This is a genomic window from Microbacterium sp. 69-10 (genome assembly GCF_001897945.1).
Taxonomy (GTDB): domain Bacteria; phylum Actinomycetota; class Actinomycetes; order Actinomycetales; family Microbacteriaceae; genus Microbacterium.
The window spans coordinates 30,527-47,395 of sequence record NZ_MKRT01000022.1 but is presented as its reverse complement, the minus strand read 5'-3'; the positions used below and the strand labels follow the sequence as shown (position 1 = coordinate 47,395).

Here is a 16,869-nt window from a genome sequence, read left to right as displayed (position 1 = left end):
TGCCCGTCAGGGCGCGTTTAGTGAGTCTCGTATAAGCTCGTGGCGATCTGCGCCGAGCCGGAGGAACACTGATGACCAATCGACGCCTGCTATTCGTGTGCGAGGACCTTTCGTCCAACTCGGTTGGACGAACATACTGTCTGTGGCTGCTCGCAACCCATCTCGGGTACGACTCTCAGGTCGTTTCATTCAAGGGCGCTGCTGGGATGTGGGGGCCTCTCGCCGGAAGCGACTTCGCTGAAGCATGCACTCTGCTCACAGTTGACCCTGACGATCTATTCTGGCGCTCACCCGATCTGATCCTGGCATGCAAGCCGCTCCCGGAATCCCTCGGCAAGGTGTGGCAGGTTCCGAGAAGCACCCGCGCGCCAGTCGGGCTCGACGTCGACGACCCCGATCTCGAGTATCGGATCTCCGTTGACGAGCCCCTCAAACAATTGGGGAAGTCACTTCTGAGGCCTCGGCAGACTCTGCGCTTCCGCCGTCTGCGCAGGCTCGCCCGAAGTTTGCCGACCACGGTAAGCAACCCCTGGCTGCAGGACCGATACGGCGGAACGATCATTCCTCATGTTCGCTCCGATCTAGGAGCTGGAAGACCGCATACATCTACGACTCCACAGATTGCTTTCATCGGCTCCAACAAGCCTCACAAGGGCGTCCCAGCACTCCGGAAAGCGGTCGCGCAGCTGCAGCAGGAGGGCTTCACGCTCCTGGTGACAGACACTGCTCCTGCCGATGCGCACCCTTGGGAGCAGTGGACGGGACCGACCTCTCTGGATGAGGGCCTACGACTTCTGAGCGAAGCGGATATCGCCGTGATTGCGAGCAGCGATCGTGCCGACGCACGGGGGCAGCTGCCCGCGAAACTCATGGATGCGATGCTGGCCGGTAGGGCAGTCGTGGTCAGCGATGTCCCTGCTGCTCCTTGGGGCTTGGCCGGTGCTGGTCGAGTGGTTTCCGCCGATGACGTGGCTGAGATCACCGAAGCCCTGAGAGAGTTCACGTCGCCCGTGGTGCGCCAGCGAGCCGGGGAGGCAGCACGGGAGGTTGCACTCCAGAGCTACACCGTTGACGCGGCCGCCGAGGCCTTCGCGCAATTTTGCGACCGTGTCATCGCAGCAGGGCGCTGAGAACGCCAGCACCTGAGACATCGACAGGAGCTCTGTGCGTGCAACAATAGGCATAGGACGACATGCGCGCCGTAGGACTGGGGACTGACCGCCGGGCGCGATCGTCGAGCTGCAGTCTGAGGGGGCTGAGTAGCCGTGCATTCGCATAAACTTCTGGCGACGCGTCGTGTTGAGCGCTGGAGTCGGGGCTTCGCGCTCCGTCTTCTGATGACCGACGCAATAGTCGTAGTCGTAGCTGTGTTCGGCGCCCAATTCCTGCGGTACGGGTTTGACAACGAGCGGCTGGTAATCGACAGCAAGAAGCTTTTTGACATCGAGATTGGTTACGGCATCACATCCGCGATGTTCGTGCTCGGGTGGCTGATTACGCTCTCGATGTTCAACACGCGCGACCCGAAGATCATCGGCTCCGGTTCGATCGAGTACCGCCGGGTAATCGATGCCACAGTCCGGATCTTCGGCGCACTAGCGATCGTCTCACTCTTGTTCCAGGTGCAATTCGGACGATGGTACCTGCTGATCGCGTTACCATCTGGTCTTGTCTTGCTGCTCCTCAGCCGATGGGCGTGGCGTCAGTGGTTGCGCCGACGTCGTCTGGCTGGTTCCCATCTTCACCATGCCCTCGTCATCGGAGATCGTGAGAAGGCGTCACACGTCGCCGAGCAGATCAAGCGTGAGCCGGACTGCGGCATCATGATCATCGGTGCCGTCACCACTCACGGATCAGACGATCCAATCGCAGGTGACGTCCCTGTCCTCGGACGCTTCGATGAAGTGCTCAACATTCTGGATCGCGTGGATGCCGACACCGTGATTCTTTCCACTGCCGATGCGATCTCACCGACACAGACCAGGAGATTCGGGTGGGCCCTCGACGAGAAACGCATTGATCTGATCGTAGCTCCCGCGCTGACTGATATCGCCGGCCCCAGAATCCATACCCGCCCAGTCGCGGGACTCCCACTGATCCAGGTCGACTATCCCGCATTCTCGGGACGCCGCCGTCTGACAAAGCGAGCCTTCGATCTGGTCACATCCGCCATCGCACTCACACTCCTGAGCCCGCTGTTCGTACTGTTCATCTTCTTCATCCGAAAGGATGGCGGTCCCGCGTTCTTCGCCCAGGAGAGAGTCGGCCTAAACGGGAAGCACTTTAAGATGCTCAAGTTCCGTTCGATGGTTGCAGATGCCGAGGATCTGCTCCCCGGACTACTGGACAGCTCCGAGGGCAACGGCGTGCTATTCAAGATGAAGAGTGACCCTCGTGTAACGAGCCTGGGCCGATTCCTCCGGCGCTACAGTCTTGACGAGTTGCCGCAGCTAGTCAACGTATTGCGCGGGGAGATGTCGCTAATCGGCCCGCGCCCTCCTCTCGCTCGCGAAGTCGAGCATTACGAGGAGCACGTCTTCCGCCGGTTCCTCGTTCGCCCGGGACTCACCGGGCTATGGCAGGTGAGCGGTCGCTCAAACCTCTCATGGGATGACAGCATCAGACTCGACCTCTACTACGTCGAGAACTGGTCATTGGCAGGTGACTTCCTGATTCTCTGGAAGACCGTACGAGCAGTAGTCGGCTCCGATGGCGCGTACTGAGTGTGGCAATCCAGCAGAATTTTGTACGGGTCTGATGCAGGAACAGGTGACATCGAACGTGGCTAGCCGAGAGGGCTGGCCTGGAAGGATGTCATCATGCCCGAGCCGTTTCCCAACGAGTTCCGGGACGACGTGATCCGGGTCGCGGAGAATCGTGATCCGGAAGTGACGCTCGCGCAGATCGCGAAGGACTTCGGAGTTCATGTCGGGACTCTTGACAAGTGGATGCGTCAGGCGCGGATCGAGGCCGGCGAGCAGCCGGGTGAAACGAAGTCGGAATCCGCGGAGCTGCGCGAGCTCCGCAAGCGCAACCGTCTCCTCGAGCAGGAGGTCGAGGTCTTGCGTCGTGCGACCGCGTATCTGTCTCAGGCTCATCTGCCGGGAAAATGATGTACCCGCTCGTGAGCGAGCTCGCCGCCGGTGGTATTCCCGTCGCGGTGTCGTGTCGGGTATTGAAGCTCGCTCGCCAGCCCTACTACCGCTGGCTGCGCGATCCTGTGACGCGCCGGGAATTCGAGGAAGCCTATCGGGCGAATGCGCTGTTCGACGCTCACCGCGACGATCCCGAGTTCGGGTATCGGCTCCTCGCCGATGAGGGCCGCGATGAGGGCGAGGCGATGGCGGATCGAACGGCCTGGCGGATCGCATCCGAGAACGGCTGGTGGAGCGTGTTCGGGAAGAAGCGCGGCAAGAACGGCAAGAAGCCCGGCCCCGCCGTTCACGACGATCTCTGCGTTGTCATCGATGAGCACGGGCGCGAGCGTCACCAGTTCATCGCGGACGGACCGAACCAGCTCTGGCTGACCGACATCACCGAGCACAAGACCGCCGAGGGCAAGCTCTATCTCTGCGCCGTCAAAGACGCGTTCAGCGGCCGGATCGTGGGCTACTCGATTGACTCGAGGATGAAGGCGTCGCTCGCTGTCCGCGCTGTCCGCAATGCCGCCCGGATGCGCGGGAACGTGAACGGCTGCGTCGTCCATTCGGATCGAGGATCGCAATTTCGTAGCAGGAAACTGCGCCGAGAACTCAGCCTCCACAATCTCGTGGGATCGATGGGGAGAGTCGCGTCATGCGGCGACAACGCCGCGATGGAATCGTTCTTCAGCCTGCTGCAGAAGAACGTCCTGAACCGGCGTTCCTGGGGCACCCGCGAAGAGCTGCGGATCGCGATCGTGACCTGGATCGAGCGCACCTATCACCGCCGCCGACGCCAGGCCCGCCTGGGCCGTTTGACGCCCATCGAATTCGAGACCATCATGAACGAACACCTGGCCCTCGCGGCCTAACTAGAACTGTCACCTGTTCCTGCATCAGACCCGAAAGCTTCTTCGCGCTGCTGCAGAAGAACGTCCTCGACCGCCGCTCCTGGACCACCCGCGAGCAACTGCGCATCGCCATCGTCACCTGGATCGAACGCACCTACCACCGCCGACGACGCCAGGCCCGCCTGGGCCGTTTGACGGCTCTTCGGACATTCGGTGGGGTCAGGGGGTGAGGCCGCCGGCGGCGAGGAGCATGCGGAGCCTGTAGTTGTCGCGGTTGCGGAACCCTCTGGCGAGGCGGCGGTGGAGTTCGATGATGCCGTTCACTGCTTCGGTGCCGCCGTTGTTCGCCCGGCTGGTGGTGAAGTAGGCCAGGAACGCTGAGCGCCAGCGGCGCAGCGTGCGGCCCAGCCGGGCGATCTCGGGGATCGGACAGGTATGGAACGAATCGACGGCCTTCTCGGCGATCCGTCGCCCTTCGGTGAGGTCCTTCGCGTGGTAGGCGGAGCGGAGCTGCTGGGCGCACTGCCATGCAACGAACACCTCATCGTGCGCTTCATCGGCCTCGATCGCGGCGACCAGGCGGGCGCGCTGCTTGTCGGTGAGGTTCTCGGCTCCGGCGCGGAGGATGGTCTGGATCCCGTAGAGCGGATCGCCCTTTCGTCCGCGATGCCCGAGGGTGTCTTGCTGAACACGTCGGCGGAGCTCATCGACGGCGGCGGTACCCAGCTTGACGACGTGGAAGGCATCTAAGACCGCGGTGGCGTCCTCGAGTTTGTCTTCGATTGCGGTCTTGTAGCCGGCGAACGGATCGAGCGCTGCCACCTTCACGTTGTTGCGGAAGGTGTCGCCACGGTCGGCGAGCCAGGACGCGTAGGCCTTCCCCGATCTGCCGGGCACGAGGTCCAGCAGCCTGGCCCGTGTCTTTCCGGTGCTGTCGCGGCTGAGGTCGACCATCCCGGTCAGCTCCTTCGGTCCCCGCTTGCGGGGGTCTGTGTGATGCCAGATGTGCTCATCGACACCGAGCGTGGTGACATTCTCGAATCGTGACTCGTCCTCAGCCAGCTTGACCAGCTCGGGCTCGACAGCCCGCCACACCGTCTTCCACGATGTCCCGAGTTGACGACGTAGTCCTTCGATCGTGGCGTGCTCTCGACGCAGCTGCCCGACCGCCCAGACGACCGCACGCCGGGTGAGCGACCCACGCTGGGCGACAAGGGACGGCAGCTGCTCCACGAACGTCTTCTTCGCGCAGTCCACGTCGCCGCATCGCCAGACCCGTTGCCGCCACACGATCCGCACCCGCGTCACGCCGGGCACGTCGTGAAGCACGCGGTAGCGACGTCCACGCGCGGTCGCGACGACCCCGCACGACGAGCACCCGGTCGGTGCCGCCGGTGTCGAGACGGTGACGATCAGCAGATCGTCGCGACGGTCGACGTGCTCAACGTGGACACCGTCCAGGCCGAATAGAAGATCACAGCGGGAACACGGGCAGGTGGCAGAGCGCGCGTCAGCGCACCCCGAACTATGGTGAAACACGTTGAGGTCCTCGTGATGGAACAGCAGTTGGCGCTACTGATCCTCGAGGACCTCAACCCCTACCCGCCGACCATCACCCGGCGAGCCTCACCCCCACCGAATGTCCGAAGAGCCCGTTTGACGCCCATCGAGTTCGAGACCATCATGAACACGACCGTCGCACTCGCGGCGTGACTACAACCTGTCACCTACCCGTGCAGCAGTCCCCGGCGCCTCTGCGCTCGTCGACTACCTGAACTCGCGCAACTGACCAATACCGAATAGCTGGGACGAGCCCAACTGATATCGGCCGCGCGGCTACAGATCGAAGAAAACCGCGTGATGAAACGCGTCCTGAGGACTCTCATAAAGTATGACCATCCTTGCCGGACACACCGACGCGCCCACGCGCGCCCGGACGCGCGCTTCCATCGCCAACCACCGCACGTCCTTCGAGGCCAGTATCGAGCGCGAGCTGCGTCACGGCGCCACCCTGGGGATGTCTCTGCCTAGTCGACTGTGGGACGTGCTGAATGTGCTCGTGGAGCGGGAGATCAGCCATCCAGGGGCGACGAACGAGCTGAAGCTGCTCGAAGCCGTGCCGATCTTCGGCCTCCTCCGTGGTCCGCGTTTCGAGCGGCGCCTGACCCGTCTTCTGCGCAGTGGGCTCGTGCGCCGCGAACGAACGACTCTTCGGCCCACTGTGGCGGGCATCGCCGCTGTGCGGCCTATCGCTTCCCTCCCTGGCTCGCAGCGTCCCTCTCAGGAGCTGCTGCGCGAACTGCGCCGCGGGGAGATCGGGAGAATCTGACTCTGCGGAGCACGCCGGACCAGAGAGCACCCGTCATACCGTGAGTCGGGAGTGGCGCGCACGTCCGACGACACAGGAAGATCAGCCTGAGGCCTCTGCAAGACGGCGATGATGCCCCTTCAGTACCTCGAACACGACCAACACGATCAGCCCGAGGGCCGCACCCGAGACGTTCGCGAGGATGTCGTACAGGCTCGGCGTGCGTTGGGCGAGGAAGACCGCCTGTCCGGATTCGATGGTCAGCGACACCAGCAGAGCCGCGGGCAGAACGAGGTAGCGCAGCTTCGGCAGCAGCAGCGCCAGGCCGAGGCCGAACGGCACGAACAGCAGGATGTTCGAGCCGAACTCGATCCTCGAGTAGGTCAGCATGGGGATATGCGCGGTCACCCAGCGCAGGAAACCCCCTGCACCGGAGTCGACCGGGACGGGCCAGAACGCGATCAGCGCCAGGGCCACGCTGTACACACCCACCCAGGTGGAGATCCGCCGCCACAGCGGGGCGGGGGGCCGGGGCGCATCCGCATCGAACACAGGTATCCCGCTCAGTCCCAGCGCGGCCAGATCGATGTCCAATCGTGCCGTCGCGCCAGCCGATGCCGGTGTCCCGGCTCCGGCGGGCAGAGGCGGTCGAGGCGGGATCACCAGCGCATGCACCGGAGGAAGACCTTCCGGACGCGGCGGTGCAGCGGGAGGCGGCGGCGGAAACCCGGAGCCGTCGAACGGCAGTGCGACCATCGGATCCCCCTCCCCAGGCTCGTCATCCCCACGACGAGCCTATGCGGCGGCCCTGTGAGCCGCCGCATAATGCATCAGAGCGCCAGGTGCTTCCGCACCACGTCGGCGAGGTTCTCGGCGTGGGCGTTCGCCGTCTCGGCATCCGCTGCCTCGACCATCACCCGCACGAGCGGCTCGGTGCCCGACTTGCGCAGCAGCACGCGGCCGGAGTCGCCCAGCTCGGTCTCGACGGCCTTCACGGCGTCCTGCACACCGGCGTGATCCGAGACGGCGTCCTTGTCGACGCCCTTCACGTTGATCATCACCTGCGGGTAGACCGTCATGATCGACGCCAGTTCGGCCAGCGACTTCTTCTGGCGCGCCATCTCGGCCACCAGGTGCAGACCGGTCAGCACGCCGTCGCCGGTGGTGGCGAACGCGCGCATGATGACGTGGCCCGACTGCTCGCCGCCCAGCGAGAAGCCGCCTGCGTTCATGTCCTCGAGCACGTAGCGGTCGCCGACGCTGGTCTGGCGCACGGTGATGCCGTGCTCGCGCATGGCGACGTGCAGGCCCAGGTTGCTCATCACGGTCGCGACCAGGGTGTCGTCGGCGAGCTTGCCTCGGCTCTTCATCGCCACCGCGAGGATCGCCATGATCTGATCGCCATCGACGACACGACCCTCGGCATCCACCGCAAGGCAGCGATCGGCATCGCCATCGTGGGCGATGCCGACGTCCGCGCCGACGCGCACGACCTCGGCGGCCAGCTTGTCGAGATGCGTGGAGCCGACGCCGTCGTTGATGTTGATCCCGTCCGGGTCCGCCCCGATGACGGTCACCTTCGCACCCGCACTGCGGAACGCCTCGGGGGACGCCCCGGATGCGGCGCCGTTGGCGCAGTCGAGCACGACGTGGATGCCGTCGAGCCGGTGCGGCAGCGACGCCAGCAGATGCAAGACGTAGCGATCCTCGGCGTCCGAGAATCGGCTCACCCGCCCGACGTCGCCGCCGGTGGGCTGCAGCTTGGTCCCCGAGAGCATGGTCGCCTCGATGCGCTGCTCGACCTCGTCGGGCAGCTTCACGCCGCCGCGGGCGAAGATCTTGATGCCGTTGTCGGGCGCTGGGTTGTGGGATGCCGAGATCATCACACCGAAATCGGCGTCGATGTCCGAGATCAGGAATGCCGTGGCCGGAGTCGGCAGCGTACCGGCGTCCAGCACGTCCACACCGGAAGAGGCCAGACCCGCCTCGACGGCGGCGCTGAGGAAGTGACCGGAGATCCGCGGGTCGCGAGCGACGACCGCGGTGAGACGCTTGCCTGCGGCCTTGCGAGCCTCGGCAATACGGCCCTGGCCCAGGACGACGGCAGTCGCCTGGGCCAGGGTGAGCGCAAGTCCGGCGGTGAGGGTCTCGCCATTGGCGAGACCCCGCACGCCGTCCGTACCGAACAGTGCCATATGACGGACTGTGCGGATCAGCGCTTGGAGTACTGAGGAGCCTTGCGGGCCTTCTTGAGACCGGCCTTCTTGCGCTCGATGACGCGGGCGTCACGAGACAGGAAGCCTGCCTTCTTGAGGGTCGGGCGGTTGTTCTCGGCGTCGATGTTGTTGAGCGCGCGAGCGATGCCCAGACGCAGGGCGCCGGCCTGACCCGAGTCGCCGCCACCCGAGATGCGGGCGATGACGTCGTACGCACCCACGAGGTTGAGGGCGGTGAACGGGTCGTTGATGAGCTGCTGGTGCAGCTTGTTCGGGAAGTAGTCCTCGATCGTGCGACCGTTGATCGTGATGGTGCCCGAACCGGGAACCAGGCGCACGCGGGCGATGGCCTGCTTGCGCCGGCCCACGGCCGCGCCCGGCACGGAGAGCACGGGGCGGGGAGCGGACTCCACGGCCTCGGTCTCGGGGGTCTCGGTCGAGAAGTTCTGCGGGAATTCGGTGGTGTCCTGGATTTCAGCCACGAGTATGTCCTTTGAAATCTAAGGGGCGCTTACTGCGCGACCTGGTCGAGGGTGTACGGCGTGGGCTGCTGAGCGGCGTGCGGGTGCTCGGCACCGACGTACACCTTCAGCTTCGAGAGCTGCTGGCGGCCCAGGGTGTTCTTCGGGAGCATGCCGCGGACGGCCTTCTCCACGGCGCGAACCGGGTTCTTCTCGAGGAGCTCGGCGTAAGAGGTGGCCGTCAGACCGCCCGGGTAACCCGAGTGACGGTAGGCCTTCTTCTGCAGGAGCTTCTGACCGGTCAGTGCGACCTTGTCGGCGTTGACGATGACGACGAAGTCGCCGGTGTCGACGTGGGGAGCGAAGGTCGGCTTGTGCTTGCCGCGCAGGATTGCGGCGGCGTGCGAAGCCAGGCGACCGAGAACGACGTCGGTGGCGTCGATGACGATCCAGTCACGCTGGACCTGCCCGGCCTTCGGTGTGTAAGTGCGCGTCACGATAGTGCTGCTTTCTTGAATCGAACGGAGAGGTTCGTGAATCCCACTCCGGGGTGGTTCCTGCCTCTGATCGAGACCGGGAACACGCCAGTGGAGGGCTCACGTTCGTCGTACCGGTGTCTCGGCGAGCCGAAGCACAGGCACCAAAGGGTTAGCTTACAGCATCCGCCGTCGCTCCCCCAATTCAGGAGGCGGGGAACATCGACGCGCAGGACTCATCGACGGTCACCGGGGTGTCGGTCACCGTGGGAGTGAAGCGCACCTGCAGCGGGCTGGTGGCGTCCTTCGGGATGGTCGATGTGAACGAGACCGACTTCGTCTCGTCCTTGCCGACCGCGATCAGCATGCTCTTCGTCTGACGCCCCTTGTACAGGCCGCTGCGCTCCTGGTCCTTGCGAACGCCCTTCGCCGGCGTGGAGTTCACCAGCTCGCCACCGGGGAGCGCCATGCCGATGACGTCGAGCAGCATGGTCGTCGGCGGGTAGCCCCAACGAGCGTTGCGGGCGCCCAGCGTGTACTTGTTGAGATCCGCGCTGGGGATCGAGTTGTGCATCTCGATCGTCGTCGTCACGGTGCGCTTCTCAGCCGAGCAGGTGACCATCATCTTGGTGCTGAGGAAGTACTCCAGCTTCGAGTGCGAGGAGTCGTTCAGGTAGATGCCGGTCTGCGTCACCGTCTTGTTGTCGGTGGTCACCTTGCCGTCGATACCGAGGTCCACCGCTATCGCCTGCTCCTTCGGATCGGCGAACCAGGCGTAGATCCGCTGCTCTTTGACCGCGTCCTGCAGCTGCGTCAGCATCGCCAACGGATCCCAGCCACCGCCCATCACCTTCGAGAACACGGTCGCCGAGACCTGTGCGAAGAACAGGTCAGCGAGCTTTCCGTTGCCGTTCACCTTCTCGTAGGTGTCGAACAGCAGCAGCTTCACCGCGTTCTCGGCCGTGACGGTTTCGTTCGTGCCCGGGATGGCGACGGGGCCTGCCACCTTCAGCATGTGCGCGAGCGTGGACGGGTCGATCGTGATCAGCCCGTCGAACGAGCCGCCGACGGTGCTCGCCCACAGCCCGGTCTCCAAGTGCACGGTGTCGGCGAAGTCCGGCGTGCGGGTGTAGTTCTGCGCATACGCCCAGGTGTCAGACTCGAAGAGCTTCTCCTCTTCCGGGTTCGCCAGATGCTGGGGGAATCGGCCGGTAGGTCCGGCGGCGACGAACGCGAGCGCCGCGGGGTCGGTGCGCATCGTCACCTTGCCGTTGTCGACCGTCAGCACAGCACCCGCGGCCGGGTTACCGCCCGTCGCGCGGATCTCGGCGTTGTTCTGGAACAGCAGCGCGTAGTTGCGCGGGCCGTCGGCACCGAGGGTCGACAGCAGCACGGGCAGGTTCTCCTGCGCGAACGAGAGCGTGGGTGCGGCCGTGTCGACGATGTCGACGATCTGGCTGATGTTCGACTTGATGTACGGGTGGATCGCCTTCATGTCGATCCTGTCGATGTGCGTCTTCGCATTGTCGAAGATCGCACTCAGCTGCGGCAGCTTCGGCTCGGCGTCGCGGAACGGCGCGAGGTTGATGCCACCGCCCTCGACCTTGAAGTTCGCCGGGTCGGCCAGCGGGAGCAGCGAGGATGCCAGCGGCAGGGCGTCGCGCACCAGGATGTGCGTCGCCTTGGTGGTCTCGCTGACGGCGACGACGTTCGCACCGACGCCCGGCACGATGCTCGCGATGTCCCAGAGCGGACCGGCCACGATCTTGTCGGCGTCGCTGGTGAGCTTGAGCACCTGCTTGCTCAGCGCCTCGACGCCCGCAGTGTCGCCCTTCTTCATGGGCGGCGCGACCGCCGACATCTTGCCCTTCGCGGCCTGCAGGTCGTCCTTGACCTTCAGCGCCTGGATCGCGAACACGCCGCCGACCACGACGATCGCGATCAGCAGCAGGAAGATGACCAGCACGATCCACGGCCAGACCCGGCGCTTGCGCGGGCCCTCGACGTACTCGTCGACTTCGAAGTCGGGATCGAGGTCGCTGATCGACCCGTCGTAGCGTCGCTCGCGTCGGCTGCGCGGTGCGTTCGAATCGGTGATGGCAGCCCCCTCGGTCGCCTCGACGCGCGCCACCCAGTCGGCACGCCCCCTCAGGATACTGAGTATGCCTGGGGCTTCGCCCCGGATCCTGTGGTGCTCACCTATCTGCGGGTTCCAGAAGGCTGCCTCCACGGCACCGAGACCGCCACACGGGACCCGCACGCTGACGTGCCATCCGACGCCCACGACGGCGCCTCAGCCCACCCCGCCCGGCGAGTCCCAGAAGGCTGCCTCCACGGCACTGAGACCGCCACACGGGACCCGCACGCTGACACGCAGCCCCACGTCCACTCGTCTGCACAGTTCGGGAGGTCGACCAGATTTTCCACAGTCACCGGGATTCAGGCATCCGGTGTCTGCAGAGTGGCCCATCGTGGATCGCATGCCCATTTCCCCCGCGCCGCTGCCGCATGACCTCGGCGCGCACTTCAGCGTCGCCGAGGCACGAGACGCAGGCGTCGCCCGCGCGCGACTCAGGGCGAAGGACTTGGTCTCGCCCTTCCACGGCGCGCGACGCGCAGCATCCGATGTGCGAGCCGAGAACGCAGTGATCGACGCCGACACCGGGCCCGCCTCGATCGGGCGCGCCTCGAAGCGTCGCATGATGTCGAAGGCGAGGTCGTTCCTGACGGTCATGTCTCCGGGCGGGTTCATCTGCGGTCAGAGTGCCGCGGTGCTGCGCGGCCACCCTGTCGACCTGCCTGATGAGCTCGTTGTCGGTGTGCTCTCCCCGAGGCGCGCGCCGAAAGGCGCCGGTGTCAGAGGACGACGACTTGAGCCGCGACTCGTCGAGATCGAAGATCTCGACGGCATCCCGATCTCTTCGGCGGCGACGACGTGGGCGATGCTCGGACGTGAGCTGAGCGTGCGCGAACTCGTGATCCTCGGAGATGCAGTCGTACAGATCCCGCGTGACCGCTACGGAATCCAGCATCCGGAGCAGGCCGATGCCACGATCGACGATCTGTTCGACGCAATGGAGGCCGGACTTCGCCCAGGTGTGAAGAAGCTGCGCGCAGCCTTCGACAGGATCCGCGTGGGAAGCTCATCGCCGCTGGAGACCGAGTTCCGTTTGGATGCGGAGGATGCCGGGTTGCCGCGTCCCGAGCTCGACTACGAAGTGCGGGATCGACGGGGACGGCTGTTGGGCATCTCGGAGTTCGCGTACCTATTGTTCAAGACGGTTGTCGAAGTCGAAGGCGACCACCACCGGACATCCAGGACTCAGTGGAATCGCGACCTGCAGAAGTATCGCGACTACGCCGCCGCGGGTTGGGAGACCATCCGGCTCACATCGGAGAACATCCGCACGAGACGAAACGCGACGAGGATCGTCCGCGAGGTGCTCGAACGGCGGCGAGCGCACACTTAGGCATCCGGCCCTCCTCATGCGCGGGTCCCGAACGGCGCACTCAAACCACCAGAGACAGCCACATGGGACCCGCAGCGACAAACCCCGCAACCCACGCCCAACCCGCGGGGCCCAGATGACGCCCTCAATCCACCAGAGACAGCCACATGGGACCCGCAGCGACGTGGATCCCCCAAGTGCGGCGCGGATCCCCCAAGTGCGAAATGGTCTACGCGGCCTCTGCCGTGATCAGGATCGGACGGTGGTCGCTGGTGCCCTGTGGGAGCGTGGTGATGTCGGCGATGTCGAAGCCGTTCGAGGTCGCGAAGTCGTAGTGCCCGCGGAACACGCGGTACCGGGTGTAGGTGCGGTCGTCGCTGAGGGTCAGCCGGTAGCCGTGATCGCGCACCGTCTGCCCGAGATTCTCCTTGAACACCGGGTAGTTGTAGTCGCCGACCATCAGCACGGGCTTGCCCGGGGCGAGCGCCTGCAGCGCGTCGAGACCGGCGCGGATCTGGTTGCGGCGCAACGAGTTCAGCGCGGTCAGCGGAGCCGCATGGAAGGACGCCACGATCACCTGGCGCCCGGTGTCGATGTTCGTCAGGAGCGCCCCCAGCACCCGCTCCTCGGCGGGCTTGAGCACGCGATCGTGCAGGGACTTCTTCAGGCCGATCGTGCGCACCCGCTCCACCCGGAACTGGTTGCTGCGCAGGTACATCGCCAGGCCCAGCCGGTTGCCGCTGGTGGCCCGCACGAGCGAGAGACCGTCGATCGACTCGGGCAGCGCCGCGGTGTCGCACTCCTGAAGGCACAGGATGTCGGGGTCATGTCGGCCGACCAGCGCCACCAGCTCGGATGCCGCCCGATGCTTGCGCAGGTTGTACGAGATGAGCCTCATGCGATCACGTTACCGCCGCACGCTGAACGCGTCGTGGGGTTGAAAAGGCGTGCGCGGCCGGTTATGCCTGCTCGTCGTCATGGTCCGGGCCCGAGGCTCGCAGCTCATGTCGGCGCCCCTCACTACTCTTTCAGGCATGTCGCGAAAATACGGAGATGCGCTTGGCCGGAAGCATCCGACCTGTACGCTCCTGATCGACGAGACCGGAGCGATTGCGAACGACCGGTTTTTCGCCGTGGGCCTTGTGAAGTGCTCCACGCCATCCGTGCTTCTGCGAACTGTCCAGAAGTTTCGAGATCGCATGCACTACTACGGTGAGTTCAAGTTCTCAGACATCACGCGCACGTCGCTCCCCTTGTATCAGGAAGTCATAGACCAAGCGCTTCAGTGCGGCGACATCTCGTTCCGCTGCTTCCTCGCCGATCGCAAGGTCGCTGACCCCGTCCAACGATTCGGTGACCAGTGGCAGGCCTACCTCAAGATGGCCGAGCAACTCGTGATCGGGGCGCTGTCGTACAAGGAGGTCGGTGTCGTGTTGGCCGACAACTACTCCACCCCAGACCACGTCCAGTTCGAAGAAGACCTGCGAAACGACGTGAACCGCCGGACGAAACGCATGGCGCTGGCGTCGGTCGTGCGTTTGGACTCGCGCGCCACCGACGGGCTGCAGATCGTGGACATGCTCACCTCGGCAGCCGCGTTCGAGTTCCGCGCGCATCACGGTCTCGCAAGTCACACTTCCCCCAAGGGGCTGCTGGCAGCGCATGTGCGCATGCGACTCGGGGTGGAATCTCTACTGGAAGGGCTTCACGAGGGCGAACATTCTCTCAAGATCTACGAACACGGATCCTGGGTCCCCGAGGCGTAGACATCCACTTGCCAGATCAAGTAAGATAAACCAATCGGGTGTGGGCCTCTGGCCTATAGCCCGTTTCGTGAAGGCGGCTGGCTTCGGCTAGTCGCCTTCTTCTTTGCCCTCAGCGGTCTCGCGCCTCACTCGCTGTCGCGGCGGGCGCGGGTCTGCTCAGCCCGGGCCGCCAGCAGCTCATCGGCCGGATAGCCGACCTCGGCGAGCGTCAGGCCGCGCGCAGGGAGCACCTTGAACGCGCTCGTGCGGGTCAGCTCGTCGCGCAGCCGCACGACGTCGTCGACGGACAGCTTGCCCTCCCCCACGGCCGCGCAGGCGCCGACCAGCGCGCGCACCATGCTGTGGCAGAACGCGTCGGCCTTCACGTCGGCGACCAGCACGCCGTCGGCATCCCGCGCCCAGCGATAGTCCAACAGGGTGCGGATGGTCGTCGCCTCCTCACGCGGCTTGCAGTACGCCGCGAAGTCGTGCAGGCCGATCAGGGTGCGGGCGGCGGCATCCATGGCTTCCACGTCCAATGCGGCGCGGATCGTGGTGGTGTCGTTGCGACGCATGGGGTCGTAGCCCACGGTCGTGTCGGCGAGCCGGTACCGGTAACGGCGCCACACCGCCGAGAACCGCGCGTCGAAACCCTCCGGCGCGACGCTTGTGCGGGTGACGGTCACATCGGGGTACTGACCGAGGACCCCGCGGATGCGACGGGCGAGCGACCCCGCCGGGTCGGAGGCCGCCTGTCCGTGCCGAGCCCTGACCCGCGACCACTGCGCCTCGTCGAGATCCACGTGGGCCACCTGGTCGGAGGCGTGCACACCGGCATCCGTCCGTCCGGCGACGACGAACTGCACGTCGGACCCGACGATGCGCGCCAGCGCCGCCTCGAGCACGCCCTGTACGGTGCGCAGGCCGGGCTGCTTCGCCCACCCGCGGAAATGGGTGCCGTCGTAGGCGATGTCCAGGCGAATGCGCACCCGTCCAGCCTAAACTGGAGCCTCCCCCCTCCTTCGAAATGCGCCCTCCTCAGCTGTGATGTCTCCGTCTTCGCCCCACCTGCCGCGGTACTCGGGGCTCGACGGGCTCCGCGCGATCGCCGTGGGGCTGGTGCTGATCTACCACCTCTTCCCCGGGCTCGGCCTGCGCAGCGGGCTGGTCGGCGTGGACGTCTTCTTCGTGGTGAGCGGCTTCCTGATCACCTCGCTCATGCTGCGGCCGACGCGGCATCCGCTGCGGCACCGTCTGCTGGACTTCTGGCGTCGCCGGGCACGCCGGCTGCTGCCGGCGCTGGCTGTGATGCTCACGGTGTGCGCGACCGTCGCCTGGCTGATCGGCGGCGACGTGTTGGTCGGCATCGGCCGGCAGCTGCTGGGTGCCTCGACGTTCAGTTACAACTGGGTGGCTCTCGCGGGTGGCTCGGACTACTTCGCCGCGACCGAGCCGGAGCTGTTCCGCAACGTGTGGTCGCTCGCCGTCGAGGAGCAGTTCTACCTGCTCTGGCCGCTGCTCCTCCCCCTGTTGCTGGTCGTGCTGCGGGTGCGCTGGGCTCTCGTCGCGTTCGCCGTGATCGCGGCCGGTGCCTCCGCATGGTGGATGTCGGTGCTGGTCTCCTCCGGTGCACTGACGCGCGCGTACTTCGGCACCGACTCGCACGCGTTCGGGCTGCTGCTCGGCATCGCCCTGGCGTTCGGCATCCGGGGCATGCCTGAGCGGGAATGGATGCTGCGCCGCAGCGTCCGCGTCGTTGGCGTACTGCTCGGGATGCTCGGGGTCGGTCTTGTCGTCTTCGCCGCGTCCCAGCCGTCCGAACAGGCAGGAGCCGGATTCCCGGGGACTCTGCTGCTGGCATCCGCGGGGACAGTGCTCGCCGTGTTCGCGGGCGTCATGCCCGGGTCGTGGTTCGGCCGCGCCATCGACGCGCAGCCGTTGCGCTGGATCGGCGACCGTTCCTACGGCATCTACCTGTGGCACTGGCCTGCACTCGTGCTCGTCTCCGCCGCGAGCGGCCTGGGTGTCTCCGGTCAGCTCGCCCGCGTGCCGGTCTGGGCGGGCTGCACTGCCCTGGTGCTGTCGGTGACGGCGGCGGCCGTGTCGTTCCGCGTCGTGGAGACGCCGCTGCGTCGGCTCGGATTCCGCCGCTCGCTGCGCGTCGTGCGGTCTCGCTTCGCACGCGGGCCGGTCAGCAGGCTCGCCATGCTGACGAGCGTGCTG

At 65.6% G+C, this 16,869-nt stretch carries 15 protein-coding genes and 1 pseudogene; 8 read left to right on the top strand and 8 right to left on the bottom strand.

The features are described from left to right. Positions 1-71 precede the first annotated feature (71 nt). From BGN97_RS09280 to BGN97_RS18480, 4 genes and pseudogenes are all read left to right on the top strand, one after another. Positions 72-1,130, top strand: coding sequence for a glycosyltransferase (locus tag BGN97_RS09280; RefSeq protein ID WP_292700433.1), 1,059 nt, complete (start codon positions 72-74; stop codon positions 1,128-1,130). Between the two features lie 207 nt (positions 1,131-1,337). Beyond that, positions 1,338-2,723: a sugar transferase gene (locus tag BGN97_RS09275; RefSeq protein WP_292700432.1), complete on the top strand. Its 1,386-nt coding sequence runs from the start codon at positions 1,338-1,340 to the stop codon at positions 2,721-2,723. Positions 2,724-2,819: 96 nt separating this feature from the next. Then, positions 2,820-4,012 (top strand): IS3 family transposase gene (locus BGN97_RS09270; RefSeq protein ID WP_292700430.1). Its coding sequence is split into 2 segments (ribosomal slippage): positions 2,820-3,104 and positions 3,107-4,012, totalling 1,191 coding nucleotides; the frame shifts between segments, so codons are not numbered across the junction. Between the two features lie 32 nt (positions 4,013-4,044). Further along, positions 4,045-4,221: pseudogene (locus BGN97_RS18480) on the top strand (IS3 family transposase); the annotation flags it as partial. Here BGN97_RS18480 and BGN97_RS09265 read toward each other — a convergent pair. Further along, the gene (locus BGN97_RS09265; protein ID WP_292700843.1) at positions 4,211-5,452 is read right to left on the bottom strand and encodes an ISL3 family transposase; all 1,242 of its coding nucleotides are present in this window, start codon (positions 5,450-5,452) and stop codon (positions 4,211-4,213) included. The pseudogene BGN97_RS18480 and the gene BGN97_RS09265 overlap by 11 nt on opposite strands. Before the next feature lie 430 nt (positions 5,453-5,882). Between BGN97_RS09265 and BGN97_RS09260 the strand changes: the two genes are divergently transcribed. Continuing rightward, positions 5,883-6,320, top strand: a complete 438-nt coding sequence (locus tag BGN97_RS09260) for a hypothetical protein (RefSeq protein WP_292700429.1) — start codon at positions 5,883-5,885, stop codon at positions 6,318-6,320. Between the two features lie 81 nt (positions 6,321-6,401). On the opposite strand, the gene BGN97_RS09255 is transcribed toward BGN97_RS09260, so the two are convergent. The 5 genes from BGN97_RS09255 to BGN97_RS09235 form a co-directional block, all read right to left on the bottom strand. Then, positions 6,402-6,893, bottom strand: a complete 492-nt coding sequence (locus BGN97_RS09255; RefSeq protein WP_292700427.1) for a VanZ family protein — start codon at positions 6,891-6,893, stop codon at positions 6,402-6,404. A gap of 236 nt (positions 6,894-7,129) precedes the next feature. After that, entirely contained in the window at positions 7,130-8,494 is a 1,365-nt protein-coding gene (glmM, locus tag BGN97_RS09250; RefSeq protein WP_292700425.1) for a phosphoglucosamine mutase, read from the bottom strand. Positions 8,495-8,511: 17 nt separating this feature from the next. Then, entirely contained in the window at positions 8,512-8,997 is a 486-nt protein-coding gene (gene rpsI, locus BGN97_RS09245) for a 30S ribosomal protein S9 (protein ID WP_292700421.1), read from the bottom strand. A gap of 29 nt (positions 8,998-9,026) precedes the next feature. After that, positions 9,027-9,473 (bottom strand): 50S ribosomal protein L13, encoded by a 447-nt coding sequence (gene rplM, locus BGN97_RS09240; protein ID WP_285634871.1) that lies wholly within the window; start codon positions 9,471-9,473, stop codon positions 9,027-9,029. A 184-nt stretch (positions 9,474-9,657) separates the two neighbouring features. Next, positions 9,658-11,583 carry a DUF4012 domain-containing protein gene (locus BGN97_RS09235; RefSeq protein WP_292700417.1) on the bottom strand — a complete coding sequence of 642 codons (1,926 nt, stop codon included), beginning with the start codon at positions 11,581-11,583 and terminating at the stop codon, positions 9,658-9,660. 349 nt (positions 11,584-11,932) lie between these two features. Here BGN97_RS09235 and BGN97_RS09230 point away from each other — a divergent pair, with 349 nt between their 5' ends. Next, positions 11,933-12,922 (top strand): hypothetical protein, encoded by a 990-nt coding sequence (locus BGN97_RS09230; protein ID WP_292700414.1) that lies wholly within the window; start codon positions 11,933-11,935, stop codon positions 12,920-12,922. Between the two features lie 208 nt (positions 12,923-13,130). Here the strand turns inward: BGN97_RS09230 and BGN97_RS09225 are convergent, their stop codons facing one another. Further along, positions 13,131-13,799: an endonuclease/exonuclease/phosphatase family protein gene (locus BGN97_RS09225; RefSeq protein WP_292700411.1), complete on the bottom strand. Its 669-nt coding sequence runs from the start codon at positions 13,797-13,799 to the stop codon at positions 13,131-13,133. Positions 13,800-13,935: 136 nt separating this feature from the next. On the opposite strand from BGN97_RS09225, the gene BGN97_RS09220 reads away from it, so the two are divergent. Further along, positions 13,936-14,667 carry a DUF3800 domain-containing protein gene (locus BGN97_RS09220; protein ID WP_292700408.1) on the top strand — a complete coding sequence of 244 codons (732 nt, stop codon included), beginning with the start codon at positions 13,936-13,938 and terminating at the stop codon, positions 14,665-14,667. A gap of 125 nt (positions 14,668-14,792) precedes the next feature. On the opposite strand, the gene truA is transcribed toward BGN97_RS09220, so the two are convergent. Beyond that, the gene (truA, locus tag BGN97_RS09215) at positions 14,793-15,635 is read right to left on the bottom strand and encodes a tRNA pseudouridine(38-40) synthase TruA (protein ID WP_292700406.1); all 843 of its coding nucleotides are present in this window, start codon (positions 15,633-15,635) and stop codon (positions 14,793-14,795) included. A gap of 58 nt (positions 15,636-15,693) precedes the next feature. Here truA and BGN97_RS09210 point away from each other — a divergent pair. After that, positions 15,694-16,869, top strand: a 1,176-nt coding sequence (locus tag BGN97_RS09210; protein ID WP_292700404.1) for an acyltransferase, incomplete at its 3' end; no start/stop codon positions are given.